The following is a 26254-nucleotide window of genomic DNA, read 5'->3' as shown; positions in this document are numbered from 1 at the left end:
GTCACGACTGCTGTAGCGGGCTTTCAGCGGATCAGCTCGGGAACGGCCGGGATGGCGGGCAGATCGGCGACGAGCAACTCGGGGAGTTCGTGGAGGCTCGTGATGGTCGGGACGTCGGCGGCCGCGGGTGCGCCGTCGCGGTTGAGCCAGATGCCGTGGAGGCCGGCGCGAGCGGCTCCGCGGGCGTCGGTGTCGAGCCGGTCGCCGACGTGGGCGACTTCCCCCGGGCTCAGGCCGAGCGCTTCGCACGCGGTGTGGAAGATGCGCGGGTCCGGTTTCGCGACGCCGACCTCACCGGAGATGACGAGCACGTCGAAGACGTCGGCCAACCCAACCGCAGCGATCTTCTTGCGTTGGTAGGCGCTGGGAGCGTTGGTGATGACGGCGAGCCGCAAGCCGCTGTCGCGCAGCCAGTCCAGGCAGGGGCGGGCGTCGTCGAAGAGGCCCCAGCCGCGCTGCATCGCGGCCATGCGGAGGCTTTCGCGGCGGGCGGCCTCGGTGTAGTCGATCTGCTCGCCGAAGGCCGCGAAGAAGGCTTTGGTGCGCTCGACGCACATCACGTCGAAGCGGAGCTCGTTGTTGACGTACCGCCCGTAGTAGTCGTCGGTGACCCGCTCCCACACCGGCCAGGCCCGATCGGTGCCGAGGAGCTCCCGCAGAGCTCGCCGCGACGCACGCGGACCGTCCATCAGGGTGTCGTCCACGTCGAGGCAAACAGCCTTGAGCTGTCCGAGTTCGTGGGTCAAGGAGCGGAGGGGAGCGGATGTCACCCCGAGAGGCTAGGCGCTCACCCACTGCGTCCGATTCGGCCAACCCAGTGATCCTGTCGGCCTATTTGCCTTTGGGCGCGAGATGACTTCACTCCCCGTGTTCTGCCCAATCCCTGAAGATGCACCGCACCCCGTGTCGGGGCCGTCCTTGGGACAGCCGCGGCGCGGGGTGCGGTGTGACTCGTCACTCGAGGGGTCAGCCCAGGGCCTTGCGGAGGCGGGCGAGGGAGATGTCGCGGCCCAGGAGTTCCATCGACTCGTACAGCGGCGGCGACACCGTGCGACCGGTGACGGCGACGCGGACCGGCGCGAAGGCCTTGCGGGGCTTGATGCCCAGGCCGTCGACGACCGCGTCCTTCAGTGCCTGCTCGATGGCCTCCGTGGTCCACTCCGGCAGCGCTTCGAGGGCGCTGATGGCCGCTTCCAGCACCGGCTTGGCGTCCTCGCCGAGGGCCTTGTCCGCGGAGGCCTGCTCCGGGGTGAACTCGTCACCGGCGAACAGGAATCCCATCATGCCGACCGCGTCGGAGAGCACGATGAGCCGCTCCTGCACCAGCGGCGCCGCGGCGCGCACGATGGCCAGCTGCTGCTCGGTCGGCTCGCTGGGCAGCACGCCGCCCTTGATGAGGTACGGCACGATCCGCTCGACGAATTCGTCCGGCGCGAGGGCGCGCAGGTGCGCGGAGTTGATCGCGTCGGCCTTCTTCTGGTCGAAGCGCGCCGGGTTGCCGCTGACCCGGCCGATGTCGAAGGCCTCGACCATCTCGTCCAGGCTGAACACGTCGCGGTCCTCGGAAATCGACCAGCCGAGCAGCGCCAGGTAGTTCAGCAGACCCTCGGGCAGGAAACCCCGGTCGCGGTGGTGGAACAGGTTGGACTGCGGGTCGCGCTTGGAGAGCTTCTTGTTGCCCTCCCCCATGACGAACGGCAGGTGACCGAAATCGGGCGTGAAGTCGGTGACTCCGATGCGCTGCAGCGCCTCGTAGAGGGCGATCTGCCGCGGCGTCGAGGACAGCAGGTCCTCACCGCGCAGCACGTGGGTGATCCGCTGCAGGGCGTCGTCTACCGGGTTGGTCAGGGTGTAGAGCGGATCTCCGCTGCCGCGCACCAGAACCGGGTCCGGGACGCTGCCCGCGGGGAAGGTGATCTCGCCGCGCACCAGGTCGGTGAAGGTGATGTCGCGGTCGGGCATCCGCAGCCGCAGCACGGGCTTGCGGCCCTCGGCGCGGAACGCGGCGATCTGGTCTTCGGTGAGGTCGCGGTCGTAGTTGTCGTAGCCGAGCTTGGGGTCGCGGCCGGCTGCCTTGTGCCGGGCCTCGACCTCCTCGGGCGCGGAGAAGGACTCGTAGAGCTCCCCGGCGGCCAGCAGGCGCTGCGCGACGTCGTCGTAGATGTCGCGGCGCTCGCTCTGCCGGTAGGGACCGTAGGGTCCGCCGACCTCGGGGCCTTCGTCCCAGTCCAGCCCCAACCAGCGCAGCGCATCCAGCAGCGCCTGGTAGGACTCTTCGCTGTCCCTGGCTGCGTCGGTGTCCTCGATGCGGAACACCAGGGTGCCCTTGTTGTGCCGGGCGAACGCCCAGTTGTAAAGGGCGGTGCGGATGAGGCCGACGTGCGGAGTGCCGGTCGGCGAGGGGCAGAACCGGGCCCGGAGGGGCCTGGCGTCGGCTGTTGCTGCTGCTTCTGGCGTGCTCATAACACATCCAGCGTAGCCACCGGTCGGCGGCGCTTGACGAGCGCGTCCCAGCGAGGCATCCTAAGCTTATTCAACAACCGTTGAAATACACCGGGAGGGATCGCAATGGAGCGAACCACCTGCTGCATCGTGGGCGGCGGACCGGCAGGCATGGTCCTGGGGCTGCTGTTGGCTCGTTCGGGCGTCAAGGTGACCGTGCTGGAGAAGCACGGCGACTTCCTGCGCGACTTCCGCGGCGACACGGTGCACCCCACGACCCTGCACCTGCTCGACGACCTCGGTCTGGCCGAGCGCTTCGCCGAACTCCCCCAGCGCCGCCTGAACCGGGTGTCGGTGCCGATCGGCCAGAACGACGAGCTGTTCACCTTCGGCGACTTCAGCCAGCTGCGGATGAAGTACAACTACGTCGCGATGGTCCCGCAGTGGGACTTCCTGGACCTGCTCGCCGACGTCGGCAAGCAGGAGCCCTGCTTCGAACTGCGGATGAACACCGAGGCGACCGAGCTGATCCGCGAAGGCGGTCGCGTCAACGGCGTGCACTACCGCACTTCCGACGGCAGCACCGGCGAGATCCGCGCAACCATCACGGTTGCCTGCGACGGCCGGAAGTCCTTCGTGCGCACCATGCCCGAACTGGGCCTGCAGGACTTCCCGACGCCCATGGACGTCCGGTGGTTCCGGGTGCCGCGCCACCCCGACGACCCGGTGGGCGCGATCGGGCTGATCCGGGACCGCACGTTCATGGCGATGCTGGACCGCGGCGACTACTTCCAGGTGGCCTCCATCATCGCCAAGGGCACCGACCCGCAGGGCCGCAACCGGCCCATCGAGGAGTTCAACGCCGACCTGGTGCACAAGCTCCCCTGGCTCGCCGGACGGGACCTGGTGGCCGACTGGGACGACGTGAAGCTGTTGCACGTCACCCTGGACCGCCTGCGCAAGTGGCACGTCCCGGGCCTGCTGTGCATCGGCGACGCCGCGCACGCGATGTCGCCGGTCGGCGGAATCGGAATCAACCTCGCAGTCCAGGACGCGGTAGCAGCGGCCCGCTACTTGGCCGACCCGCTGCGCGAAGGCCGTCTGGAGCGAAAGCACGTCGCTGCGGTCCAACGCCGCAGGTGGCCGACGACCGTCCTGCTCCAGCGTCTCCAGCGCGTGATCCACGACAACGTGATCACGCCGGCCCTGCACGGCGAAATCGACTTCGGCAACACCGCACGCCTGCCGCTCCCCCTGCGGGCATCGTCGAAACTCCCCTGGCTCCGCAAGATCCCGCCGTACTTCCTCGCCTACGGAGCAGTCCGCGAACGCCCGCCGGAAGCGGCGCTCCGCTGACTGCGGTGAAGGGCACCTCCGACCGACTGTGCCGGTCGGAGGTGCCCTTCACTCGTGCCCTGATAGGTGGTGGGTCAGCCTTGCTGGACCGGGTTGGTGAGGGTGCCGAGGCCGTCGATGGAGACCGAGACCTTCTGGCCCGCCTGCATCGGGCCGACGCCCGCCGGGGTGCCGGTGAGGATCACGTCACCGGGCAGCAGGGTCATCACGCGCGAGATCCACGACACCAGCGCGCCGACGTCGTGCAGCAGCAGCGAGGTGCGCGAGTTCTGCTTGAGCTCGCCGTCCAGTTCGGTGCGGATCGCCAGGTCGGCCGGGTTGGCGCTGGTGTCGATCCACGGGCCCAGCGGGCAGAACGTGTCGTAGCCCTTGGCGCGGGTCCACTGGCCGTCGGCCTGCTGCTGGTCGCGCGCGGTGACGTCGTTGGCGATCGTGTAGCCGAGCAGCACGTCGGTGCCGCGCGCCTCCGGCACGTCCTTGCACGGCTGGCCGACCACCGCGGCCAGCTCGCCCTCGAAGTCCACCCGCTCGGAGCTCGGCGGCAGCTTGATGGGCATGTTCGGGCCGATCACCGAGGTGGACGGCTTCATGAAGATCACCGGGTGCGCCGGCGCCTCACCGCCCATCTCCGCGGCGTGCTCGGCGTAGTTCTTGCCGACGCAGATGACCTTCGTGGGCAGGATCGGCGCGAGCAGCCGGACATCGCCCATCGGCCACTTGCGCCCGGTGAAGGTGGGGTCACCGAAGGGGTGCTGGTCGATCTCGACCGCGAGCACCTTCTCCTGCGGCGCAGCCGGATCCGGCTCCAGTGCCACGAAGGACACCCCGTCGGAGTGGGCGACACGTGCCAAGCGCAAGACGAACCTCCGCGATCAACTGTGGACTGTCAGGTCGAACAGCCTATCCCCGAACCCCACCAGCAGCTCCAGTGGCGGAACCAGGCACCCCGACCCACGCGATTTCCATCGAGCCCTTTTCATCCTGTCCGGCTGGTGACCGCGAAGCACGACCGACACCGCGCGACGAAGGTCGCATGCGCCGCAGGCGCATAGCCCACCCCCGCAACCGTCACCGCCGCGGGTTCTCAGACTGTGCCCGCCCGACTTGGGCTCTTGGCGAGGACAGCCCGTTTGCCGTGTATTGGCCAGGCGGCGTCTGAGGTTCCGCCACCCGCACCGCCACGCACAACGAGCCTGGAAAAACCTCAATGAAATCGGACGTCTGATTTCAATGGAAATTGCGGTGCACCTCACACCGGGTCGAACCATCAGCGTGCGGCGGTGGCCGAGCGGGACGCCTTGTAGACCAGGGCGTCGCAGAGGGCCAGCCAGCTGGCTTCGACGATGTTGGCGTGGACGCCGACGGTGGTCCACTCCTCCTCGCCGTCGCGGGATTCCACCAGCACCCGGGTCACCGCGTCGGTGCCGCGATCGTCGGTGAGGATGCGGACCTTGTAGTCGGCCAGCTCCACCGATTCCAGCCACGACAGGTGCGGGACTAGCGCTTCGCGCAGCGCCGCGTCCAGCGCGTTGACCGGGCCGTTGCCCTCCGCGGTCGCGATGACCCGCTCCCCCGCCACGTGCACCTTCACGGTCGCCTCCGCGATCACCTCGCCGTCGGAGCGGTGGTCGAGCATCACGCGGTAGGACTCCAGCTCGAACGGCGCTTCCACCGGATCGGTGCCAGCCGCGGTCACCATCTCGCGCCGCAGCAGCAGTTCCAGCGAGGCGTCCGCAGCTTCGAAGGACCAGCCGCGCGCTTCGAGCTCCTTGACCCGGCGAACCGCACCGGTGACCGCGTCCGGCTCAGAGGACAGGTCGAGACCGAGTTCGGCGCCCTTGAGCTCCAAGCTGGCCCGCCCGGCCATCTCGGTGACCAGCACCCGCATCCCGTTGCCCACCACGGCCGGATCGATGTGGTTGTACAGCTCGGGGTCCACTTTGATCGCGCTCGCGTGCAGGCCCGCCTTGTGCGCGAAGGTCGACTGCCCCACGTACGCCTGGTGCGTGTCCGGTGCCAGGTTGGCGATTTCGGCGAGCGCGTGGGAAGTCCTGGTGAGCTCGCGCAGCTTTCCCTCCGGCAACACCGGCATCTCCAGTTTCACGCCCAGATTTCCCAGCACCGCGAACAAATCCGCGTTGCCCGCGCGCTCGCCATAGCCGTTGGCGGTGCACTGCACGTGCGTGGCACCGGCCTGCACCGCGGCGATGCTGTTGGCGACCGCGCACCCGGTGTCGTCCTGGCAGTGGATCCCGAGGCGGAATCCCGTGCGTGCAGCGACTTCCCCGACGGTCTCAGCGAGCTGCAGCGGCAGCTGACCGCCGTTGGTGTCGCACAGCACCACGACGTCCGCGCCGGCCTCCACAGCGGATTCCAGCACGCGCAGCGAAGTGTCCGGATCGAACGCGTAACCGTCGAAGAAGTGCTCGGCGTCGAGGAACACCCGACGCCCCTCGCCGACGAGGTAGCGCACCGTGTCGGCCACCATCGCGCAGTTCTCGGCCACATCGGTGCGCAGAGCCCGTTCGATGTGGCGGCGGTCCGATTTGGCCACCAAGGTCACCACCGGAGCGCGGGAATCCAGCAGTGCCCGAACCTGCGGATCTTCGTCCACTTTGGCCCCGGCGCGGCGGGTGGAACCGAAGGCGACCAGCGCGGCGTGCCGGAGTTCGAGTTCGCCTTCGGCAGCGCGGTGGAAGAACTCGGTGTCCTTGGGAAGTGCGCCCGGCCAACCGCCTTCGACGAAGCCGACGCCGAGCGAGTCCAGCAGCCGCGCGACGGCGAGCTTGTCGGTCACCGAGTAGGAAATGCCCTCGCGCTGCGCGCCGTCCCGCAAGGTCGTGTCGTAAACGTGGAATTCGTCGCCCAGAGGGGTTCCGGCCGGAGTCGTGCGGGTCACTGGATCTTCTCCCTATGGCGTCGGAGGTGGGTGCGGCGGGCGCAGGCAACAAAAAAGACCCCCCGCAGGATGCGAGAGGTCAGCGCGCCGGGGTGCGGAGTCGTCTACCCGGCGCGCTCGCCAATAATGATCACACTGCGGAAAGCCACGTGCCCATGCTGCCACAACCCGGCACGCCACCACCAGACGGCACAACTTCCCGCACTGATCGCGAAACGAAGAAGGCGCCCCCGAAGGGACGCCTTCTTCACTGCGATCGATCAGGCCTGCGGCGCGACCTCTCGCGAGGAGACCAGAGCCGCGAGGCGGTCGCCGATGGCGAAGGTCGCCCCCGGCGCCGAGTGGTCGCGGGTCGCCAGGTCGAACGCGACCGACGCCTCGACGCGCCTGGCGGCCTCGGACATCCCCACGTGGTCGAGGAGCATGGCCACCGACAGCACCGCTGCCGTCGGGTCCGCCACGCCCTGCCCGGCGATGTCCGGAGCGCTGCCGTGCACCGGCTCGAACATGCTCGGGTTGCGGCGGGTGGCGTCGATGTTGCCGCTGGCGGCGAGCCCGATGCCACCGGTGACCGCACCGGCCAGGTCGGTGATGATGTCGCCGAACAGGTTGTCGGTGACGATCACGTCGAACCGGCCCGGGTCGGTGACCATGTGGATGGTCGTGGCGTCCACGTGCTGGTAGGCGACGGTGACGTCCGGGTACTGCAGCGAGACCTCTTCCACCACGCGCGACCACAGCGAGCCGGCGTGGGTGAGCACGTTGGTCTTGTGCACCAGCGTCAGGTGCTTGCGCGGCCGGGAGGCCGCACGAGCGAACGCGTCGCGCACCACGCGCTCCACGCCGAACGCGGTGTTGATGCTGACCTCGGTGGCGATCTCGTGCGTGGTGTCCTTGCGCAGCAGGCCACCGTTGCCCGCGTACGGGCCCTCGGTGCCTTCGCGCACGACGACCATGTCGATCTCACCGGGGGCGGCCACCGGGCTCTTCACGCCCGGGTACAACCGCGCCGGACGCAGGTTCACGTGGTGGTCGAGCTCGAAGCGCAACCGCAGCAGCAGACCGCGCTCCAGGATTCCGCTGGGCACCGAGGGGTCGCCCACGGCGCCGAGCAGGATCGCGTCTTGCTGCCGGAGCTCCCCTAGGACCGATTCGGGAAGCAGTTCTCCCGTCGAGTGCCAACGCGCGGCTCCGAGGTCGTATCGAGTGATCTCGGAATCCGGTACGACTTCACCCAGGACCTTGAGTGCCTCGGCAATCACTTCCGGCCCGATCCCGTCACCGGGGATCACAGCGAGCCGCATCTACACACCTCCCGAGAACCACCCCGAACTGCGGGGCTCGAACTGTTGAGCCGAAGGCTACCGGCACGAACATGGCCAGCGGCATGCCGGGCCCACCAAGTGGATGAACCTTCCCGAACCGTGGGACACCCGAAAGAGTGAAACGATCTTGGGTTCCTGGTACGACGCTGAGAACTCCCACAACGCGGAACGCCCCCACGTCCCCCAACCGTGCAGTAACAGCCAGAACCGCACGCCGCCCAACGCAGACGTGGGGTGCGCCGGAACCGGCACACCCCACGTCTGGAACTGCAACGACTTACTCGAACGTCACCGCGCGGACGATGCGGGCGCCGACTGCGGCACCGATCGGCTCCAGGACACCCGCCTCGACCGGACGGTCCACGCGCAGCAGCATGACCGCGTCGGAGCGCTCGGTGGTCTGGCTGACGGTGGCAGCCTCGATGTTCACGCTGACCTCGCCGAGCAGCGTGCCGACCTTGCCCATCACACCCGGGCGGTCCGGGTACTCCAGCAGCAGCACGTTGCCCTCGGCCCGCAGGTCGAAGTGGCGGCCGTTGACCTCCACCAGCTTCTCGACCAGGTTCGAGCCCGACAGCGCACCCGAAACGCGCGCAGTGCGGCCGTCGGCGAGCCCGGCGCGCACGGTCACCACGCTGCGGTGGTTCGGGCTCTCCGGCGAGGTCACGACCTCGACCTGCACGCCCAGGTCCTCGGCCAGCTGCGGGGCGTTGACGAAGGTGACCTGGTTCTCCACCGCACCGGCGAACACGCCGCGCAGCGCCGCGAGCTGCAGCACCGAGACGTCCTCGTCGGCGAGCTCACCGCGCGCCTCGATGGTCACCGAGCTCGGCGTGGTGCCCAGCAGCGCGGACAGCAGCTGGCCGAGCTTCTGGGTCAGCGACAGGTACGGGCGGACCTCTTCGCCGACCGCACCGCCCTGCACGTTGACCGCGTCCGGCACGAAGTCGCCGCGCAGCGCCAGCCGCACCGAGCGGGCCACGTCGGTGCCCGCGCGGTCCTGCGCTTCTGCGGTGGAGGCGCCCAGGTGCGGGGTGACGACCACGTTGTCCAGCTCGAACAGCGGGCTCTCGGTGGTCGGCTCGGTCTTGAACACGTCGATGCCGGCGCCGCCGATCTGGCCGCTGCGCAGCGCGTCGACCAGCGCGTCCTCGTCGATCAGGCCACCGCGGGCGGCGTTGACGACCAGCAGCCCGGGCTTGGCCTTCTTCAGCTCCTCGGCGCCGATCAGCCCCAGCGTCTCAGCGGTCTTGGGCAGGTGGATGGAGAGCGCGTCAGCGCGGGACAGCAGCTCTTCCAGCGAGACCAGCTCGATGCCCAGCTGGGCGGCGCGAGCGGCCGAGACGTAGGGGTCGTAGGCGATCAGCTTGGTGCCGAATGCGGCCACCCGCTGCGCGAACAGCTGGCCGATCTTGCCCAGGCCCACCACGCCGACGGTCTTGCCGTTGAGCTCGACACCGGTGTAGGAGCTGCGCTTCCACGCGCCGCCCTTGAGGCTCGCATCGGCCTGCGGGACGTTGCGGGCCAGCGACAGCAGCAGCGCCATCGCGTGCTCGGCGGCCGAGACGATGTTGGAGGTGGGGGCGTTGACCACCATGACGCCGCGCTCGGTGGCGGCCGGTACCTCGACGTTGTCGAGGCCGACGCCGGCGCGGGCGACGACCTTGAGCTTCTGCGCCGCGGACAGCACCTCGGCGTCGACCTTGGTGGCGGAACGGACCAGCAGCGCGTCGGCCTCGGCGATGGCGTCGAGCAGCGCGGGCCGGTCGGTACCGTCCACGTTGCGGATCTCGACACCGTCTCCCAGCGCGTCGATCACGGACGGAGCCAGCTTCTCGGCGATCAGGACGACAGGACGGCTTGCGTTGGTCACGGGCGAACTCCAGTTGGAAGATCACGGTCGGCACGACGATGTGCCCGGACGAATGGCGAGTTTAACGGGAGATTGAGAAAGAGTTCACAAGGGTGTAGCCCGGATCACCGGTTCTCCAACCACCCATCCGAAAACCCGCCTGACCAGCATTGTCGCAGATCAACCCGGGTGCGAAAAAAGGAGGGCGCGCGTCGGCCGGGGCTAATTGCCACCAAATCGGACCAGTGGTTCTGGAAGCGACGTCTCGCTGCGTTCGCACTCGAGTGCAGTGCGCAACGATGGCGGAGTTACTGCGGGTTCTCAGACGTCTTCCCGAGACGAGAAGGCGTCTGAGGCTTCCGCGGATCGTTCACGGCTCGTCGAACTCGCCGTCCTTGGCGCCGGCGACGAAGGCGTCCCACTCCTCCGGCGTGAAGACCAGGACCGGCCCTTCCGGGTCCGCACCGTTGCGCATGCCGATGTAGCCGTCGACGAACGCGATCTCCACGCCGGGTTCGTCGGGGTCGTCGGTGCTGGTGATCCACTCGGCGGTGGAGAAGTCCAGGTCCTCGCGGATGTGCGCCTTGTCGTCGACGATCTCGTTCTCACTCACGATCCGCACTGTATCCCTCACCCATAGCTGCCAAACGCCCCCCAGCAGAGGGAATTTCCGCAGGTCCGGAACAGCGCGAGGCCCGGTGTCCCTTGTGGGGCGCACCGGGCCGCACACATCGGCAGAACACGCGGATGAGCGCACTGCCGAAGCATTCGTCCGCCAGCCGCTCATGAGAACGGGTTCCCGCAGCCAGGCGGCGTCTGAGGTTCCGCTACCCGCCCCGCAAAGCAGGACGAGTCTGGAACTTACTTAGAGGTCCACGACATCAGGGCGCGGAGCTTCTTGCCGACCTCTTCGATCTGGTGGGCGTTGCCCTCGTCCTGCAGCTTCGTGAAGTTCGGGCGGCCGGCCTCGTCCTCGGCCACCCACTCCCGCGCGAAGGTGCCGTCCTGGATCTCGCCCAGGACCTTGCGCATCGAGTCCTTGACGTGGGCGTCGATGACGCGCGGGCCGCGGGTCAGGTCGCCGTACTCCGCGGTGTCGCTGCAGGAGTAGCGCTGGCCGGCGATGCCGCCCTCCCACATCAGGTCGACGATCAGCTTGAGTTCGTGCAGCACCTCGAAGTAGGCGATCTCCGGCTGGTAGCCCGCCTCGACCAGGGTCTCGAAACCGGCCTGGACCAGCGCGGAAGCACCACCGCAGAGGACGGCCTGCTCACCGAACAGGTCGGTCTCGGTCTCCTCCTTGAAGGTGGTCTTGATGACGCCGGCGCGGGCACCACCGATGGCCGCGGCGTAGGACAGCGCCAGCGCCTGGGCGTTGCCGGAGGCGTCCTGCTCGACGGCGATCAGGCACGGAACGCCCTTGCCGTCGACGAACTGGCGGCGGACCAGGTGGCCTGGGCCCTTCGGGGCGACCATGGCGACGTCCACGTCCGCCGGCGGCTGGATCAGGCCGTAGCGGATGTTGAAGCCGTGGCCGAAGAACAGCGCGTCGCCCTGCTTGAGGTTCGGCGCGATGTCGTTGGCGTAGATCTCGCGCTGCTTGGTGTCGGGTGCCAGGATCATGATCAGGTCGGCCTCGGCGGCGGCCTCGGCCGGGGTGGCGACCTTCAGGCCCTCTTCCTCGGCCTTGGCGCGGGACTTGGAGCCCTCCGGCAGACCGATCCGCACGTCGACGCCCGAGTCCCGCAGGCTCAGCGCGTGGGCGTGGCCCTGGCTGCCGTAGCCGATGACGGCGACCTTGCGCCCCTGCACGATGCCCAGGTCGGCGTCCGCGTCGTAGAAGATTTCAACTGCCATGGGAATTCAGCGTTTCCTTTCGAACTTCTTCGGTTCTCGGCCCGTGGCGGGGTTAGCGCACTGCTGTGGCCGTGATGGAGCGCGGGCCACGTCCTATCGCGATCGTTCCCGACTGCACCATCTCGCGGACGCCGTACGGTTCCAGCATTCGCAGCAATGCGTCGAGCTTATCGGCGGTCCCCGTCGCTTCGATGGTCAGCGCCTCAGGCGAGACATCAACCACCTTCGCGCGGAACAGCTGCACCGTCTCCAGGACCTGGCTGCGCACCGACGCGTCGCCTCGGACCTTGACCAGCAGCAGTTCCCGCTGCACCGCCACTTCCGGTTCCAGCTCCACGACCTTGATCACGTTGACCAGCTTGTTGAGCTGCTTGGTGACCTGTTCCAGCGGCTGCTCGTTGACCGCGACCACGATCGTCATCCGGGAGATCTCCGGGTGCTCGGTCGGGCCGACGGCGAGAGACTCGATGTTGAAGCTGCGGCGGGAGAACAGCCCGGCCACGCGCGCCAAGGCGCCCGGAACGTTCTCCACCAGCACGCTGAGCGTGTGTCGACTCATCGCCCGCTCACTCCTCGTCCTCGAAATGCGGGCGGCTGTCGCGCGCCGCCATGATCTCGTCGTTGCTGGTCCCGGCGGCCACCATCGGCCAGACCTGGGCGTCCGCGCCCACCACGAAGTCGATCACGACGGGGCGGTCATTGATCTCCATCGCCCGCTGGATGACGCTGTCGACGTCCTCTTTGGACTCGCAGCGCAGGCCGACGCAGCCGTAGGCCTCGGCGAGCAGCTTGAAGTCCGGGATGCGGTGCTTGTGGGTGCCGAGGTCGCTGTGCGAGTAGCGCTCGGCGTAGAACAGGTTCTGCCACTGGCGGACCATGCCGAGGTTGCCGTTGTTGATGATGGCGACCTTGATCGGCAGATCTTCGATGGCGCAGGTGGCCAGTTCCTGGTTGGTCATCTGGAAGCAGCCGTCGCCGTCGATGGCCCACACGACCTTGTCCGGCTCGCCGGCTTTGGCGCCCATCGCGGCCGGAACCGCGTAGCCCATGGTGCCCAGACCACCGGAGTTCAGCCAGGTGCGCGGGTTCTCGTAGCTGACGAACTGCGCGGCCCACATCTGGTGCTGGCCGACGCCGGCCGTGTAGACGGCCTCCGGCCCGGCGATCTTGCCCAGCCGCTCGATGACGTACTCCGGCGACAGGCTGCCGTTGCTGGGCCACTCGTAGCCCAGCGGGAACCGGGCGGTCCAGTCGTTGAGCTGTTCCCACCAGGTGGTCAGGTCCGCCGTGCCGTGCTCGGTGGTGGCGGTGGCGACCGCGTCGATCAGCTCGGTGAGCACGTCCTTGCAGTCGCCGACGATCGGCACGTCCGCGTGGCGGTTCTTGGAGATCTCCGCCGGGTCGATGTCGGCGTGCACGACCTTCGCTTCCGGCGCGAACGACGACAGCTGGCCGGTGACCCGGTCGTCGAAGCGGGTGCCCATCGCGATCAGCAGGTCGGCGCGCTGCATCGCGGTGACCGCGGCGACCGTGCCGTGCATGCCGGGCATGCCCAGGTGCTGGGGATGCGAGTCGGGGAACGCGCCGCGCGCCATCAGCGTGGTGACGACCGGAATCCCGGTGCGCTCGGCCAGTTCGCGCAGCTCGGCGTGCGCGTCGGCCTTGATCACGCCACCGCCGACGTAGAGCACCGGGCGCTCCGCCTCGATGATCATCTTGGCTGCCTCGCGGACCTGCTTGCTGTGCGGCTTGCTGGTCGGTTTGTAGCCGGGGAGCTTCATCTCCGGCGGCCAGGAGAACGAGGTGACGGCCTGCTGGACGTCCTTGGGGATGTCGACCAGCACCGGGCCCGGGCGACCGCTGGAGGCGATGTAGAACGCCTCGGCGATGGTGCGCGGGATGTCCTCGGCGTTGGTGACCAGGAAGTTGTGCTTGGTGATCGGCAGCGTGATGCCGCAGATGTCGGCTTCCTGGAAGGCGTCGGTGCCGATCATCGTGGTGCTCTGCTGACCGGTGATGGCCACGACCGGAACCGAGTCCATGTGCGCGTCGGCCAGCGGGGTGACGAGGTTGGTCGCACCGGGGCCGGAGGTGGCCATGCAGACCCCGACCTTGCCGGTGGCCTGGGCGTATCCGGTCGCCGCGTGCCCCGCGCCCTGCTCGTGGCGGACCAGCACGTGCCGGACCTTCTGCGAGTCGAGCAGCGGGTCGTAGGCCGGGAGGATGGTGCCGCCCGGAATGCCGAAAACGATCTCGCAGCCCACGGATTCCAGGGAACGCACCAGTGCCTGCGCACCGGTGACCTTCACTGGGGCACCGCTGGGCGGTGCGGGCTTCGGGCGGCGTCCAGGCGGGGGCGCCGGGACCGGATTCTGCCTGGTGTTGGCGCTGGTCATCGGGTCTGCCTCAAGGTCGGTAGGTTGGGCTGGACACGAAAAAACCCCCGCGGACCACAAATGGCCCCACGAGGGTTGGCGCGTCGACGCTGCGAACTTCCTAGGCGTCGACGCGCCGGGGAAGTACGAGAATGTCGTGCAGTCGCAGCATGGCTTGGACGTTAATGGGCGTGACCCGTTCCGTCAAACAATGCGAGACAGATTTCCCGCATGCTGGACGCCCAAATTCTGCCCGGAACGCCATAACCGCAGATCAGAAGCGCTTTAGCTGCCAGCAGTGTGACACACAACGCGCCCGGTCGGGGTACAACCCGTCCACCGCGCAGGACCTTGGCGGGGCTTGGACCGCAGGTGAGACCATCAACGACGTGAGCGAGACCCCCCAGCAGCAGCCCGAACAGCCCGAGGACGACCAGGTCGCCGAGACTCCGGCGAGCTCCGAGCAGCCGAAGCAGCCCGAGCTCCCGAAGTCGCTAACCTTCCGGATCACCCCGGTGTCGCAGCTCGCCGTGCTCTCCATCCTCGTCTGCGCCACCCCGCTGGCCTGGGCGGCGTACCCGTGGGGCCTGCTGGTCTACCTGATCCCGCTCGGCCTGTCCTGGTGGATCGCGCGTACCCGCACCACGGTGAGCCCGGAACGAGTCGCGGTGCGCACCGCGTTGAGCGGCACCCGGTTCGACTGGGACGAGGTCGCCTCGCTGCACCTGGACGAGAAGCGCTGGCTCAAGGCGGTCCTGACCTCCGGCAAGGAGATCACCCTTCCCGCGGTGCGGGTGCGCGACCTGCCCCGTTTGTCCGTGATGAGCGGTGGGCGCCTCCCCAACCCGGAATCGCAGGAGTAACCTCGGCAGCACCGCCACTCCCCGTGCCCACAAGGTGCGTCCCTTCGGCGACGGGTGTTTCCAGCGGAAGTCGCTGCGCGCGTTCCCGTTGAGACCGCCGAACACCCGTGCCGGGTGAAATGCGTTGCTCTTCCCGAACGAGAAGGTGGATATGCCTCAGCTGCGCTCTCGTACTACTACCCATGGACGCAATGCCGCGGGCGCCCGATCGCTTTGGCGTGCCACCGGCATGACCGACGACGACTTCGGCAAGCCGATCGTCGCGATCGCCAACTCCTACACCCAGTTCGTGCCCGGGCACGTGCACCTGCGCGACCTCGGCGACGTGGTGGCCGAGACGATCCGCGAAGCGGGCGGCGTGCCCCGGGAGTTCCACACCATCGCGGTGGACGACGGCATCGCCATGGGCCACAGCGGCATGCTCTACTCCTTGCCGTCGCGCGAGCTGATCGCCGACTCGGTGGAGTACATGGTCAACGCGCACCAGGCGGACGCGTTGGTGTGCATCTCCAACTGCGACAAGATCACCCCGGGCATGCTCAACGCCGCGATGCGGCTGAACATCCCGACGGTGTTCGTCTCCGGCGGACCGATGGAGGCGGGCAAGGCCGTCGTGGTCGAAGGTGTCGCGCAGGCGCCGACCGACCTGATCACCACCATCGCCGCGTCGGCGAACTCCGCGGTGGACGAGGACGGGCTCAGCGAGGTGGAGCGCTCCGCCTGCCCGACCTGCGGCTCCTGCTCGGGCATGTTCACCGCGAACTCCATGAACTGCCTGACCGAGGCCCTCGGCCTGGCGCTGCCCGGTAACGGCTCGACGCTGGCCACGCACGCCGCGCGCCGCGAGCTGTTCCAGGAGGCCGGCCGGACCGTCGTGCGCATCTCCAAGCGCTACTACGGCGAGGACGACGAATCGGTGCTGCCGCGGTCGGTCGCGAACAGGAAGGCCTTCGAGAACGCCATGGCGCTGGACATGGCGATGGGCGGCTCGACCAACACGGTGCTGCACACGCTGGCCGCCGCACTCGAGGGCGAGATCGACTTCGACCTGGACGACATCGCCGAGACCAGCCGCCGGGTGCCATGCCTGTCGAAGGTCAGCCCGAACTCCGACTACCACATGGAGGACGTGCACCGGGCCGGCGGAATCTCCGCGATCATGGGCGAGCTGGACCGCGCGGGCCTGCTGCACCGCGACGTCTCCTCGGTGCACAGCTCGAGCCTGACCGAGTGGCTGTCCAAGTGGGACATCCGTGGTGAATCCCCGTCGCCGGAGGCCATCGAGCTGTTCCACGCCGCGCCGGGCGGGGTGCGCACCACGAAGGCGTTCTCCACCGAGAACCGCTGGTCCTCTTTGGACACCGACGCGGCGAACGGCTGCATCCGCGACGTCGAGCACGCCTACACCGCCGACGGCGGACTGGCCGTGCTCAAGGGCAACCTCGCCGAAGAGGGCGCGGTGGTCAAGACCGCGGGTGTCGAGGAGGACCTCTGGCACTTCCAGGGCCCGGCGCGCGTGCTGGAGAGCCAGGAGCAGGCCGTGTCGGCGATCCTGAAGAAGGAGATCCAGCCCGGCGAGGTGCTGGTGATCCGCTACGAAGGCCCCGCGGGCGGCCCGGGCATGCAGGAGATGCTGCACCCGACGGCGTTCCTGAAGGGCTCCGGCCTGGGCAAGAAGTGCGCGCTGATCACCGACGGCCGCTTCTCCGGTGGTTCCTCGGGCCTGTCGATCGGCCACATCTCCCCGGAGGCGGCCAGCGGCGGCACGATCGGTCTGGTGGAGGACGGCGACCAGATCCTCATCGACGTCCGCGAGCGCAAGCTGGAACTGCTGGTCTCCGACGAGGTCCTGGCCGAGCGCCGCGCCAAGGTGGAAGCCAGCGAGCGACCGTGGGCCCCGGCCAACCGGGACCGCAAGGTCACGGCGGCCCTCCGCGCCTACGCCCGCCTCGCCACCTCCGCCTCCTACGGCGCAGTCCGAGACGTCAACAAGTGACGAACTTTTCCGTCCGAGTGAGAACGGGTCCGGCTGGTGCCGGGCCCGTTTTCGTTTTCCGGACCGTTCAACAAGACGAAACATCGGACTGCGGCGGCGAATTGGCGTCAGCGAAAACGAAGCGGGGGCGTGCACTTCGCGTGCGCGCCCCCGCTTCGGAAAGCCGATCAGGCGTGGTGGAACAGGAGCAGCACCGCTGCCGCCGCTCCGCCGGCGATGATCAGGCTGATGAAGCCGAACGCCAGCGGACGGCGGAACCACACCCGCCCGTAGTCCAGCGCCACCCGGCCCGGGCCGGTGAACATCAGGCCCACGCCCAGCACGCCGAGCGTCGCCTCGAACTCGAAACCACCGGTGGCGGCGAAGAATCCGCTGCCGAGCTTGAGGAAGACGACGTTGGCCATCACGCCGACCACACCGGCCGCGGCCAGCGGGGTGAACAGGCCCAGCACCAGCAGCGCGCCAGCGCCCAGCTCGGTACCTCCGGTGACCAGCGCCAGCACACTGCTGTTCTGGAAACCCATGTCGGCCAACATCCTGGCCGTGCCTTCCGGCCCGGGTCCGCCGAGCACGCCGAACAGCTTCTGCGCGCCGTGCACGAGGAAGATGCCGCCCAGCGCAAGCCGCAGGATCAGCAGACCGAGGTCGGTGCTGCCGCTCCAGGCGAACGGCTTGCGGCCGTCGCGGACGTCGTCGTAGTACAGGTCGTCGTCACGCCCGCTGGTGTCGACCAACGACGTGGCTTCAGCGTCGCTGTAGCCGTCGTCATCGTCGTAGTAGTCGTGTTTCTGCGCACCGAGGCGCTGCGTGCTCCGTGCACCTGGCGCACCCGCACCTGGCTGCTGGGCGTGCGCGCCGTAGTTGCGGTCGTCGGGGGAGCCGCCCGCACCGCCGGGGCGATCGTCGTGAGTGCTCACGCCGGACGAGGCTAGGGCATGTTCACCCCAACGTGCGACCCCCTCAGGTAAAACGTTCCGACACATGACTGCCTCGAGACCGCCCGCGCGCAGCTGCGGCAGAATGGTCCGATGACGCGCCAGGTGTTCCGTGACTACGATGTTTCCGCAGGTCACAGCATGTGATTCCGGGAGTGGGCGGAGGCCGGTGCGGCCGCCCGGCCGATGGTGTTGCGATGCCCGGAACCCGAACTGCTGCGGGTCGATTCCGCCGCCCGGCCGCTCACCTGGACGCCTCGACGCAGTCGTACGGCCACACCGCGTGATCATGCGGAGGACGCGATCGCCGCCCGACTACCGCGGCTGAGGACCACAGACCGGTCGCTCGCCTCCGCAATGCGTCGAATGCTGCACCACGACTGGTGCTGGCACGCCGAACTGACCCTCGCGTGGAGCGCCGCAGCCTGTCGCCGCGTCTCCGGACTGTACGACCGACGGACTGAGGGGGTGTTCCGAGTGCTTACCTGGGGTTCACCCGTGGACCGATAGGCTCGGGGGTCGTGGCAGCCCCGAAACGCATGCGTCGCATCCTGCTGAGCACGACCGCCGTGCTCTGCACAGTGCTGGCGGGCTGCGCGCAGTTCCCGGACGAGCACACCAGGCCGTGGGGCGATCCGCCGTCGCTGGAGCCGCAGGCCGGCCCGCAACCGTCCTTCGAGAGCGAAGCACCACCGCCGCAGACCGGCACCGAACCGGACAAGCCCGCCCAGCCGGTGGGCTGCGAGGATCCCGACCCGGCCGTGGTGGCGACCTGCCTGGATCCGGTCGGCGCGATCGCGGTGCTGCCGGACGGCAGCGCGGCGCTGGTCGGCGAACGCGCCACCGGACGCGTGCTGCGCGTGGCGCGCGATGCGAAACCCGTTGAGCTGGCGAGAATTCCGGTCGACGCGAGCAGCGGCGGCGGCCTCACCGGACTGGCGCTGTCCCCGACGTACCACGAGGACGAGCTGTTCTACGCCTACGTCACGACCGGCAGCGACAACCAGATCGTGCGGGTGGCGGCGGGCGACCGGCCGAAACCGGTCCTGACCGGCATCCCCAAGGGCCCGCGCGGGAACTCCGGTGCACTGCTCAACGACGGCCAGGGCGCGCTGCTGGTCGCGACCGGCAACGCGGGCAACCCCGGCAACGCCGCCAATCCGCAGTCGCTGGCCGGAAAGCTGCTGCGCATCGACGGCTTCGGCAAGCCCGCGCAGGGAAACCCGGACCCGAAGTCACCGGTCGTGGTCTCCGGCCTGACCGACCCGGCCGGGCTCTGCGGCACGCCCGGCCTTGGCATGTACTGGGTGACCGATCGCCTGGCCGACAGGGACGCCCTGTTCCGCCTGAAGCTCGGCCAGCCGCTGGGCGCCCCGGCGTGGACGTGGACGGACCGCCCCGGCGTCGCGGGCTGCGCCGCCGACCCGGCGAACGTGGTGGTGGCACTGCGCGACGCCGCCGCCCTCTACACCCTCAGCCCATCCCCGGACGGCACGATCACCGGCCAACCGGCGAAGGTAATGGAGAAGACCTACGGCCGCTTCTCCGCAGCAGCCCTCGCCCCCGACGGCCTGATCTGGCTCGGCACCTCCAACAAGGACGGCGGCGCCCCGATCTCCAGCGACGACCGAGTCCTCCGCCTCGAACCCCCATCAGGCGGCACCGCGGGCAAGGACTGACCCTCAGCTCCCGTTCACGCCGCGGTCGGTCAGGTCGGTCAGCAGGTCGATCGCCTCGTCGTCGGTGAGGTCGCCGACCGCCGGGTGCTGCTGGACCAGCTTGGCGTGGGCGAACTGATGCCACAGCGCCGAGATCGCCAAAGCGGTGGCTGCAGGACGGTCCGAGACCCCAGCGAAGTGGTCGGCGAGGTGCCGCAAGTCCGGTTCCAGCAGCATCGCGAGACGGTCAGCGAACCGCTGGTCCACCAGGGCCGCCTGGTCCAGCGCGAGGATCACCGTGCGGTTGGCCCGGAAGAAGCGCCAGTACTTCGCGACGTGCGACCGGATCGCGTCGCGCTTGGCGAAGTCCGAGTCGTGCGCGGAATCGGCCTCGACCTCCCGGTCGCTGGCTTCGATCATGTCCGCCAGCAGCGATTCCAGCAGGTCATCCTTGCTGCCGAAGTGGTTGTAGAACGACCCGGCGGCCCGCCCGGCCTCGGCGGTGATGTCGGTGATCTTGGCGTTGAGGTAGCCGACCCGGTCGAAGACCCGCTGCGCCGCGACCTTCAACGCGGCTTCGGTCTCCGCCGCCTTGACCTTGCGGCTGTCCGCCATCGCACCTCCCGTTCCTTGACAAGCACGCTAGCAATCCTCATCCTGAATCAGAATTCACTGAATCAAAATTCATCAAGGAGCGAGCATGGACACCCGAGTGCTGATCGCCGGCGCAGGCCCGACCGGTTTGACGCTGGGCATCGAACTCGCCCGGCGCGGCGTCGACTTCCGGATCATCGACGCGGCCACCTCGCCGTTCGCGGGCTCGCGCGGCGACAGCCTGCAACCCCGCACGCTGGAGGTCTTCGACGATCTCGGAGTGCTCGACGAAGTCCTCAGCAGCGGCGCACCGCCCGCCCCGATCCGAGCCCACGTGGGCGGCCAATACGTGGGCGAGCGCCGGATCGTTGACCCCGTCGATCCCACCCCCGACGTCCCGCACCCGAACCCGTGGGTGCTGCCCCAGTGGCGCACCGAGGAGATCCTGCGCGACCGGCTGGCCGAGCTCGGCGTGCGCGTCGAGATGGGCGTGGAACTCCTCGACTTCCAACAGGATTCAGATGGCGTGACCGCAACCCTCAGCACCGGAACGGTTCGCACGGCGTTCCTTGTCGGCGCGGACGGTGGGCGCAGCAGGGTGCGCAAGACCCTGGGCGTCGAATTCGCCGGCGAGACGTACGAAAGCATCCGCATGCTGCTCGCCGACGTGCGGGCGACCGGCCTGGATCACAGCCGCGGCCACTGGTTCGGCGCCGCCGACGACCCAACCCGAAGCATCGCGCTGACCCCGCTGCCTGGCACCGATGCGTTCCAGTGCGGCGCCCCGCTCCCCGCCGACCTGGAACCCTCCGCAACTCTGGCCACTCTGCAAGCACTGCTCGACGAGCACGCGGGCCACTTCGGCCTCCAGCTGCACGGCCTGACCTGGTCCACGGTGTGGCGACCGAACATCCGAATGGCACGGCGATTCCACCAGGGCCGCGTCTTCCTCGCCGGGGATGCCGCGCACGTTCACCCACCGACTGGCGGCCAAGGCCTGAACACCGGCGTGCAGGACGCCTACAACCTGGGCTGGAAGCTCGCCGAAGACAGCGCCGACGTCCTCGACAGCTACGAACTGGAGCGCCTACCGGTCGCAGCGTCCACCCTGGGCCTCAGCACGGAACTACTCCAGCGCCACGTCGAAGGACACGCGGACGCACACCGCCGCGGAACCGAAACACACCAGCTGGACATCGCCTACCGAAACAGCCCGCTGTCTCAGGACGAACGCCCGAATCCGGGCCGAGTCCGCGCGGGTGACCGAGCCCCGGACTCACCACTGCAAGACGAGAACGGCAAGGAGATCCGCCTCTTCGATCTCTTCCGAGGCCCCCACTGGACACTCCTAGCCTTCGCCACCGAACTACCAGCGACCGCCCCGGACGTGCAAGCCCACCGCATCGCCCCCACTCCCACCAGCTCATCCCTTGTGGACACCGACGGAACCGCCCGAGCCATCTACGACGTCACCGCCGGCACCCACGTCCTCATCCGCCCAGACGGCTACATCGCTCGCATCACACCCCCCCGCCGATCGAGGCGGTGAAGAGTGCGGGGCACCCGTGCCCAACTAATTTTGGACATGGGTGCCTCTCGCCTCATACCAATCGGGCGATGAGCTCCCGGTCCGCGTCGGCGACCGCGTCGCGAAGCAACGCGAAGCCACGTCGAGTGCAGCTGAGCACCAGCTCGTCGCTGCCCTGGAAGATCAGGTTCAGATGCCAGCAGAAGAGATCGAGAAGCTCCTCTCGTTTCGCATCGATCAGCAACGTCGTGTCATGGAAGCCGATCCGCCGAAAGACCTGGCGTTCGTGCTGACCGAAACAGCCCTCGATCAGGAAGTGGGCAGTGGAGCTGTGCTGCGAAGCCAGCTTCTGCACCTTCTCCAGCTCGGCGAACGCCCCAACACGATCGTCCAAGTCATCCGCCGCGATACGCCGAACAGCCCTCTGCTCGGCGGCGGGCTCATCACGCTCGACTTCGCCGACGCAGCACCGAGAATCGCGTTTGCCGCCTCACACGGACCAGCGACCTACCACGATCAAGAAGCAGACACTGGTCCCATGTTCCGCGCCTTCGAACGGACGCAGGAGCTGGCACTGACGCCGAAGGAGTCGACTGATCTCCTTCTGACGAAGCTGAAGGGCATGCCGTGATGAGGTACGACACCGGTTGGTTCAAGAGCACGCGGAGCTCGGGGTCCAGCAACGCTTGCGTCGAAGTCCGATTAACCGACGGCGCCGTCGCGGTGCGGGACTCGAAGGCACCCGGGGACGGGCAGATCCAGGTCAGCCACACGGCGTGGCGGGACTTCCTGGCCAGCCTCCGCTGACAGCGCGCGTTCGTCCGTCCAGCCCGCTGTTCTTGCAGCACGAAGGGCACCTCCCCGCTGGAGATCCAGCAGGAAGGTGCCCTTCGCGTTGTGCTTACTGGCCGCAGGCCGCCAGGACCAGCTCGCGGACTCGCTTGGCGTCCGCCTGGCCCTTGGTGGCCTTCATGACCGCTCCGACGATCGCTCCCGCCGCCTGGACCTTGCCGCCGCGGATCTTGTCCGCCACGTCCGGCTGGGACGCCAGGGCCTCGTCGATCGCCTTCTGCAGGGCCGAGTCGTCGGAGACGACCTCCAGGCCGCGGGCCGCCACGACCTCGTCCGGCTCACCTTCGCCGGCCAGCACGCCGTCGACCACCTGGCGGGCCAGCTTGTTGGTCAGCTTGCCCTCCGCGACCAGGGCGATCACCCGGGCCACCTGCTTCGGCGTGATGTCCAGGTCCGCCAGCTCCACGCCGCGGGTGTTGGCCTGCTGCGCGAGGTAGGCGACCCACCAGGAACGGGCGTCGCCCGGCTGCGCTCCCGCCTCCACCGTCTCGGCGATCAGCTCCAGCGCACCGGCGTTGACCAGGTCGCGCAGCTCCTCGTCGGACAGGCCCCACTGCTCCTTGGCGCGCTTGCGGCGCTCCCACGGCAGCTCCGGCAGGGTCTTGGACAGCTCCTCGACCCACTCGCGGGACGGCGCGATCGGCACCAGGTCCGGCTCCGGGAAGTAGCGGTAGTCCTCGGAGGTCTCCTTGCGGCGGCCCGCCGACGTGGAGCCGGTGGACTCGTCGAAGTGCCGGGTCTCCTGCAGGATCGAGCCGCCGGAGGTCAGCACCGCGGCGTGCCGCTGCATCTCGAACCGGACCGCGCGCTCGACGCTGCGCAGCGAGTTGACGTTCTTCGTCTCGGTGCGGGTGCCGAACTCCGTCGAGCCCTTCGGCATCAGCGACACGTTCGCGTCGCAGCGCAGCGAGCCCTGGTCCATCCGCACGTCGGAGACGTCCAGCGCGCGCAGCAGATCCCGCAGCGCCGCGACGTAGGCGCGGGCGACCTCGGGGGCGCGCTCACCGGCACCGGTGATCGGCTTGGTGACGATCTCGATCAGCGGCACGCCCGCCCGGTTGTAGTCCAGCAGCGAGTGGTCCGCGCCGTGGATTCGACCGGTGGCGCCGCCCACGTGCAGCGACTTGCCGGTGTCCTCCTCCATGTGCGCGCGCTCGATGTCGACCCGGAACGTCTCGCCGTCGTCCAGCACCACGTCCAGGTAGCCGTCGTGCACGATCGGCTCGTCGTACTGCGAGGTCTGGAAGTTCTTCGGCATGTCCGGGTAGAAGTAGTTCTTCCGGGCGAACCGGCACCACTCCGCGACCTCGCAGTTGAGCGCGAGACCGATCCGGATCGCGGCCTCCACGGCCTTGCCGTTGAGCACCGGCAGCGCACCCGGCAGGCCCAGGCACACCGGGCACACCTGGGTGTTCGGCTCGGCGCCGAAGGCGTTGGTGCAGCCGCAGAACATCTTCGTGTTCGTCGACAGCTCGACGTGCACCTCGAGGCCCAGCACCGGGTCGAACCGGGCCAGGACCTCGTCGTAGTCCATGATCTCGGCGACAGCGGTCACTTGTCGTCCTCCCCCTTGCGCAGCGCGCGCACGGCCAGCGCGGTGCCGGTGACCAGCCCGGCGGCGGTGATGATCGCGTCCGCCAGCTCGAGCTTGTCCTTGTTCTCCCGCGCCGCGCGGATGCTCGCCCGCAGCCCGAACGCCGCGGAGAGCACCGACGCGAGCTGGAACGCCGCCTTCATCTTCGGGTTCATACCGCCACCTCCAGCTCGGGCACGCGGAGCGCACCGCGCGCGGTCTCGTACGCAGCACCGACCCGGTAGAGCCGGTCGTCGGCCATCGCCGGGGCCATGATCTGCAGACCCACCGGCAGACCGTCCTCATCGGACAGTCCGCAGGGGACGCTCATGGCGGCGTTGCCGGCCAGGTTCGACGGGATCGTGCACAGGTCGGCGAGGTACATCGCCATCGGGTCGTCGACCCGCTCGCCGATCTCGAACGCGGTGGTCGGGGTGGTCGGCGAGACCAGCACGTCGACCTGCGCGAACGCGGTGTCGAAGTCGCGGGTGATCAGCGTCCGCACCTTCTGCGCCTGCCCGTAGTAGGCGTCGTAGTAGCCCGAGGACAGCGCGTAGGTGCCGAGCATGATGCGCCGCTTGACCTCCGGGCCGAAACCGGCCTCGCGGGTCAGCGACATGACCTCCTCGGCGCTGCGCTCGCCGTCGTCGCCGACGCGCAAGCCATAGCGCATCGCGTCGAAGCGGGCCAGGTTCGAGGAGCACTCGCTCGGCGCGATCAGGTAGTACGCCGACAGCGCGTAGTTGAAGTTCGGGCAGGAGACCTCGACGACCTCCGCACCCAGCGCGGACAGCTGCTGCACCGCGGCGTCGAACGCCCGCTGCACGCCCGGCTGGTAGCCGTCACCGGAGAACTCGCGGACCACGCCGACGCGCACGCCCTTGAGGTCGCCGGAGGCGCCTTCCTTGGCTGCGGCCACGACCTGCGGCACCGGCTGCGCGATCGAGGTGGAGTCCATCGGGTCGTGCCCGGCGATCACCTCGTGCAGCAGCGCGGCGTCGAGCACCGTGCGGGCGCACGGACCCGGCTGGTCCAGCGACGAGGAGAACGCGACCAGGCCGTAGCGGGAAACCCCGCCGTAGGTGGGCTTCACGCCGACCGTGCCGGTCACCGCGCCCGGCTGGCGGATGGAGCCGCCGGTGTCGGTGCCGATGGCCAGCGGCGCCTCGAACGCGGCCAGCGCCGCCGAGGAACCGCCACCGGATCCACCCGGGATCCGGTTGAGGTCCCACGGGTTGCGGGTCGGGCCGTAGGCCGAGTTCTCCGTCGACGAGCCCATCGCGAACTCGTCCATGTTGGTCTTGCCGAGGATGACCACGCCGGCCTCGCGCAGGCGCTTGGTCACCGTGGCGTCGTACGGCGGAACCCAGCCCTCCAGCATCTTGGAGCCGCAGGTGGTGGGCATGTCGGTCGTGGTGAAGACGTCCTTGAGCGCGAGCGGCACACCGGCCAGCGGCGAAGCCGCCTTGCCCGCGGCGCGGTCCTCGTCGGCGCTGCGCGCAGCGGCGAGCGCACCGTCGTTGTCCACGTGCAGGAAAGCGTGCACCGCGGAGTCGACGGCAGAGATCCGGTCCAAGTGCGCCTGAGTCACCTCGACCGACGAGACCTCACCCGCCTCCAGCTTCGCGGCGAGCTCGGACGCGGTCAGCCCGGTCAGGCTGCCGCCAGATGCGGTCGTCATCAGGCCTCCTCGGTGAGAATCCGCGGCACGCGGAACCGGTCCTCTTCAGCGGCGGGCGCGGCAGCGAGCGCCTGCTCGCGCGTCAAGCCCGGCCGCACTTCGTCCTCGCGGAAGACGTTGGTCACCGGCACGGCGTGGGAAGTCGGCGGGATGTCGTCCGCAGCGACCTCGCCCACCTTCGCCACCGAATCGAGGATCTGGTCCAGCTGGCCGGCGAAGGTGTCGAGCTCGGCCTCGGTGACGGCCAGCCGCGCCAGGCCGGCGAGGTGCGCGACCTCGTCGCGGGAGATCTTGGACACTGCGAAGCTCCCTGGTCATGTCCGGTTTCACGGGTACTGCCCAGTCTATTGACCGGCTACCGGGCGTGTTCCGCGGGGAGTGGGCGACGGACTCGTGAGCGGCGATGGTCGCGCTCACCACCGTTGCTGCTCGCGACTCCGGTTTCACTGCGTGGACGGCGGTATCACC

General features: G+C 68.9%; 24 protein-coding genes. 7 read left to right on the top strand and 17 right to left on the bottom strand.

Going from position 1 to position 26254, the window contains the following annotated elements; all coding sequences use genetic code 11:
• Positions 1 to 23: 23 nt before the first annotated feature.
• Entirely contained in the window at positions 24 to 770 is a 747-nt protein-coding gene (locus ACWCO2_RS04500; protein ID WP_450126306.1) for an HAD family hydrolase, read from the bottom strand.
• Positions 771 to 966: 196 nt separating this feature from the next.
• Complete coding sequence (gltX, locus tag ACWCO2_RS04495; RefSeq protein ID WP_450126305.1) at positions 967 to 2463, bottom strand: glutamate--tRNA ligase; 1497 nt, start codon at positions 2461 to 2463, stop codon at positions 967 to 969.
• A 105-nt stretch (positions 2464 to 2568) separates the two neighbouring features.
• On the opposite strand from gltX, the gene ACWCO2_RS04490 reads away from it, so the two are divergent.
• The gene (locus ACWCO2_RS04490; RefSeq protein WP_450126304.1) at positions 2569 to 3798 is read left to right on the top strand and encodes an FAD-dependent oxidoreductase; all 1230 of its coding nucleotides are present in this window, start codon (positions 2569 to 2571) and stop codon (positions 3796 to 3798) included.
• A gap of 74 nt (positions 3799 to 3872) precedes the next feature.
• Here the strand turns inward: ACWCO2_RS04490 and ACWCO2_RS04485 are convergent, their stop codons facing one another.
• The 8 genes from ACWCO2_RS04485 to ACWCO2_RS04450 form a co-directional block, all read right to left on the bottom strand.
• Positions 3873 to 4655 (bottom strand): fumarylacetoacetate hydrolase family protein, encoded by a 783-nt coding sequence (locus tag ACWCO2_RS04485; RefSeq protein WP_450126303.1) that lies wholly within the window; start codon positions 4653 to 4655, stop codon positions 3873 to 3875.
• 410 nt (positions 4656 to 5065) lie between these two features.
• The gene (cimA, locus tag ACWCO2_RS04480; RefSeq protein ID WP_450126302.1) at positions 5066 to 6697 is read right to left on the bottom strand and encodes a citramalate synthase; all 1632 of its coding nucleotides are present in this window, start codon (positions 6695 to 6697) and stop codon (positions 5066 to 5068) included.
• A 260-nt stretch (positions 6698 to 6957) separates the two neighbouring features.
• Positions 6958 to 8001: a 3-isopropylmalate dehydrogenase gene (locus tag ACWCO2_RS04475; protein ID WP_450126301.1), complete on the bottom strand. Its 1044-nt coding sequence runs from the start codon at positions 7999 to 8001 to the stop codon at positions 6958 to 6960.
• A 298-nt stretch (positions 8002 to 8299) separates the two neighbouring features.
• A complete protein-coding gene (gene serA, locus ACWCO2_RS04470) occupies positions 8300 to 9895 on the bottom strand; it encodes a phosphoglycerate dehydrogenase (RefSeq protein WP_450126300.1) in 1596 nt (531 codons plus the stop codon).
• Positions 9896 to 10244: 349 nt separating this feature from the next.
• Positions 10245 to 10490 carry a DUF397 domain-containing protein gene (locus tag ACWCO2_RS04465; protein WP_450126449.1) on the bottom strand — a complete coding sequence of 82 codons (246 nt, stop codon included), beginning with the start codon at positions 10488 to 10490 and terminating at the stop codon, positions 10245 to 10247.
• Between the two features lie 245 nt (positions 10491 to 10735).
• Positions 10736 to 11731 carry a ketol-acid reductoisomerase gene (gene ilvC / locus ACWCO2_RS04460; RefSeq protein ID WP_450126299.1) on the bottom strand — a complete coding sequence of 332 codons (996 nt, stop codon included), beginning with the start codon at positions 11729 to 11731 and terminating at the stop codon, positions 10736 to 10738.
• A 52-nt stretch (positions 11732 to 11783) separates the two neighbouring features.
• Positions 11784 to 12290, bottom strand: coding sequence for an acetolactate synthase small subunit (ilvN, locus tag ACWCO2_RS04455; RefSeq protein ID WP_450126298.1), 507 nt, complete (start codon positions 12288 to 12290; stop codon positions 11784 to 11786).
• Positions 12291 to 12297: 7 nt separating this feature from the next.
• A complete protein-coding gene (locus ACWCO2_RS04450; RefSeq protein ID WP_450126297.1) occupies positions 12298 to 14127 on the bottom strand; it encodes an acetolactate synthase large subunit in 1830 nt (609 codons plus the stop codon).
• A 368-nt stretch (positions 14128 to 14495) separates the two neighbouring features.
• On the opposite strand from ACWCO2_RS04450, the gene ACWCO2_RS04445 reads away from it, so the two are divergent.
• Positions 14496 to 14969, top strand: a complete 474-nt coding sequence (locus ACWCO2_RS04445) for a PH domain-containing protein (RefSeq protein WP_450126296.1) — start codon at positions 14496 to 14498, stop codon at positions 14967 to 14969.
• A gap of 151 nt (positions 14970 to 15120) precedes the next feature.
• A complete protein-coding gene (ilvD, locus tag ACWCO2_RS04440) occupies positions 15121 to 16965 on the top strand; it encodes a dihydroxy-acid dehydratase (RefSeq protein WP_450126295.1) in 1845 nt (614 codons plus the stop codon).
• Between the two features lie 167 nt (positions 16966 to 17132).
• Here ilvD and ACWCO2_RS04435 read toward each other — a convergent pair whose 3' ends face one another.
• A complete protein-coding gene (locus ACWCO2_RS04435; protein ID WP_450126294.1) occupies positions 17133 to 17882 on the bottom strand; it encodes a DoxX family protein in 750 nt (249 codons plus the stop codon).
• A 539-nt stretch (positions 17883 to 18421) separates the two neighbouring features.
• Between ACWCO2_RS04435 and ACWCO2_RS04430 the strand changes: the two genes are divergently transcribed.
• Positions 18422 to 19579, top strand: coding sequence for a PQQ-dependent sugar dehydrogenase (locus ACWCO2_RS04430; RefSeq protein WP_450126293.1), 1158 nt, complete (start codon positions 18422 to 18424; stop codon positions 19577 to 19579).
• 3 nt (positions 19580 to 19582) lie between these two features.
• Here ACWCO2_RS04430 and ACWCO2_RS04425 read toward each other — a convergent pair whose 3' ends face one another.
• Positions 19583 to 20173 carry a TetR/AcrR family transcriptional regulator gene (locus ACWCO2_RS04425; RefSeq protein WP_450126292.1) on the bottom strand — a complete coding sequence of 197 codons (591 nt, stop codon included), beginning with the start codon at positions 20171 to 20173 and terminating at the stop codon, positions 19583 to 19585.
• A gap of 85 nt (positions 20174 to 20258) precedes the next feature.
• Here ACWCO2_RS04425 and ACWCO2_RS04420 point away from each other — a divergent pair, with 85 nt between their 5' ends.
• Positions 20259 to 21701, top strand: a complete 1443-nt coding sequence (locus ACWCO2_RS04420) for an FAD-dependent monooxygenase (protein ID WP_450126291.1) — start codon at positions 20259 to 20261, stop codon at positions 21699 to 21701.
• A 52-nt stretch (positions 21702 to 21753) separates the two neighbouring features.
• Here the strand turns inward: ACWCO2_RS04420 and ACWCO2_RS04415 are convergent, their stop codons facing one another.
• The gene (locus ACWCO2_RS04415) at positions 21754 to 21924 is read right to left on the bottom strand and encodes a hypothetical protein (protein WP_450126457.1); all 171 of its coding nucleotides are present in this window, start codon (positions 21922 to 21924) and stop codon (positions 21754 to 21756) included.
• Here ACWCO2_RS04415 and ACWCO2_RS04410 point away from each other — a divergent pair.
• Together ACWCO2_RS04410 and ACWCO2_RS04405 are read left to right on the top strand one after the other, a co-directional pair.
• Positions 21874 to 22311 carry a DUF5753 domain-containing protein gene (locus tag ACWCO2_RS04410; RefSeq protein ID WP_450126448.1) on the top strand — a complete coding sequence of 146 codons (438 nt, stop codon included), beginning with the start codon at positions 21874 to 21876 and terminating at the stop codon, positions 22309 to 22311. The genes ACWCO2_RS04415 and ACWCO2_RS04410 overlap by 51 nt on opposite strands.
• Positions 22311 to 22487 carry a DUF397 domain-containing protein gene (locus tag ACWCO2_RS04405; protein WP_450126290.1) on the top strand — a complete coding sequence of 59 codons (177 nt, stop codon included), beginning with the start codon at positions 22311 to 22313 and terminating at the stop codon, positions 22485 to 22487. Before ACWCO2_RS04410 ends, ACWCO2_RS04405 begins: the two co-directional genes overlap by 1 nt.
• A gap of 94 nt (positions 22488 to 22581) precedes the next feature.
• Here ACWCO2_RS04405 and gatB read toward each other — a convergent pair whose 3' ends face one another.
• Genes gatB through gatC form a run of 4 tightly spaced genes read right to left on the bottom strand, consistent with a single transcriptional unit; the run spans position 22582 to position 26085 of the window.
• Positions 22582 to 24087, bottom strand: coding sequence for an Asp-tRNA(Asn)/Glu-tRNA(Gln) amidotransferase subunit GatB (gene gatB, locus ACWCO2_RS04400; RefSeq protein WP_450126289.1), 1506 nt, complete (start codon positions 24085 to 24087; stop codon positions 22582 to 22584).
• Positions 24084 to 24281 carry a hypothetical protein gene (locus tag ACWCO2_RS04395; protein WP_270951096.1) on the bottom strand — a complete coding sequence of 66 codons (198 nt, stop codon included), beginning with the start codon at positions 24279 to 24281 and terminating at the stop codon, positions 24084 to 24086. The genes gatB and ACWCO2_RS04395 overlap by 4 nt, the downstream gene beginning before the upstream one ends.
• Positions 24278 to 25786, bottom strand: coding sequence for an Asp-tRNA(Asn)/Glu-tRNA(Gln) amidotransferase subunit GatA (gene gatA / locus ACWCO2_RS04390; protein WP_450126288.1), 1509 nt, complete (start codon positions 25784 to 25786; stop codon positions 24278 to 24280). The genes ACWCO2_RS04395 and gatA overlap by 4 nt, the downstream gene beginning before the upstream one ends.
• Positions 25786 to 26085, bottom strand: a complete 300-nt coding sequence (gene gatC, locus ACWCO2_RS04385; RefSeq protein ID WP_270951093.1) for an Asp-tRNA(Asn)/Glu-tRNA(Gln) amidotransferase subunit GatC — start codon at positions 26083 to 26085, stop codon at positions 25786 to 25788. The genes gatA and gatC overlap by 1 nt, the downstream gene beginning before the upstream one ends.
• Between the last annotated feature and the right edge of the window lie 169 nt (positions 26086 to 26254).

This window comes from Saccharopolyspora sp. NPDC002376 (assembly GCF_053593195.1).
This window is presented reverse-complemented; position numbering and strand designations above follow the sequence as displayed.

What these genes read in the sequence shown, in the direction of transcription:
- ilvN (WP_450126298.1), bottom strand. Translation starts at nt 12,290, where the DNA reads ATGAGTCGACACACGCTCAGCGTGCTGGTGGAGAACGTTCCGGGCGCC.
- gatA (WP_450126288.1), bottom strand. Translation starts at nt 25,786, where the DNA reads ATGACGACCGCATCTGGCGGCAGCCTGACCGGGCTGACCGCGTCCGAG.
- ACWCO2_RS04450 (WP_450126297.1), bottom strand. Translation starts at nt 14,127, where the DNA reads ATGACCAGCGCCAACACCAGGCAGAATCCGGTCCCGGCGCCCCCGCCT.
- ACWCO2_RS04475 (WP_450126301.1), bottom strand. Translation starts at nt 8,001, where the DNA reads ATGCGGCTCGCTGTGATCCCCGGTGACGGGATCGGGCCGGAAGTGATT.
- ilvD (WP_450126295.1), top strand. Translation starts at nt 15,121, where the DNA reads ATGCCTCAGCTGCGCTCTCGTACTACTACCCATGGACGCAATGCCGCG.
- ACWCO2_RS04405 (WP_450126290.1), top strand. Translation starts at nt 22,311, where the DNA reads ATGAGGTACGACACCGGTTGGTTCAAGAGCACGCGGAGCTCGGGGTCC.
- ACWCO2_RS04420 (WP_450126291.1), top strand. Translation starts at nt 20,259, where the DNA reads ATGGACACCCGAGTGCTGATCGCCGGCGCAGGCCCGACCGGTTTGACG.
- ACWCO2_RS04490 (WP_450126304.1), top strand. Translation starts at nt 2,569, where the DNA reads ATGGAGCGAACCACCTGCTGCATCGTGGGCGGCGGACCGGCAGGCATG.
- ACWCO2_RS04395 (WP_270951096.1), bottom strand. Translation starts at nt 24,281, where the DNA reads ATGAACCCGAAGATGAAGGCGGCGTTCCAGCTCGCGTCGGTGCTCTCC.
- ACWCO2_RS04410 (WP_450126448.1), top strand. Translation starts at nt 21,874, where the DNA reads ATGCCAGCAGAAGAGATCGAGAAGCTCCTCTCGTTTCGCATCGATCAG.
- ACWCO2_RS04425 (WP_450126292.1), bottom strand. Translation starts at nt 20,173, where the DNA reads ATGGCGGACAGCCGCAAGGTCAAGGCGGCGGAGACCGAAGCCGCGTTG.
- ilvC (WP_450126299.1), bottom strand. Translation starts at nt 11,731, where the DNA reads ATGGCAGTTGAAATCTTCTACGACGCGGACGCCGACCTGGGCATCGTG.
- gltX (WP_450126305.1), bottom strand. Translation starts at nt 2,463, where the DNA reads ATGAGCACGCCAGAAGCAGCAGCAACAGCCGACGCCAGGCCCCTCCGG.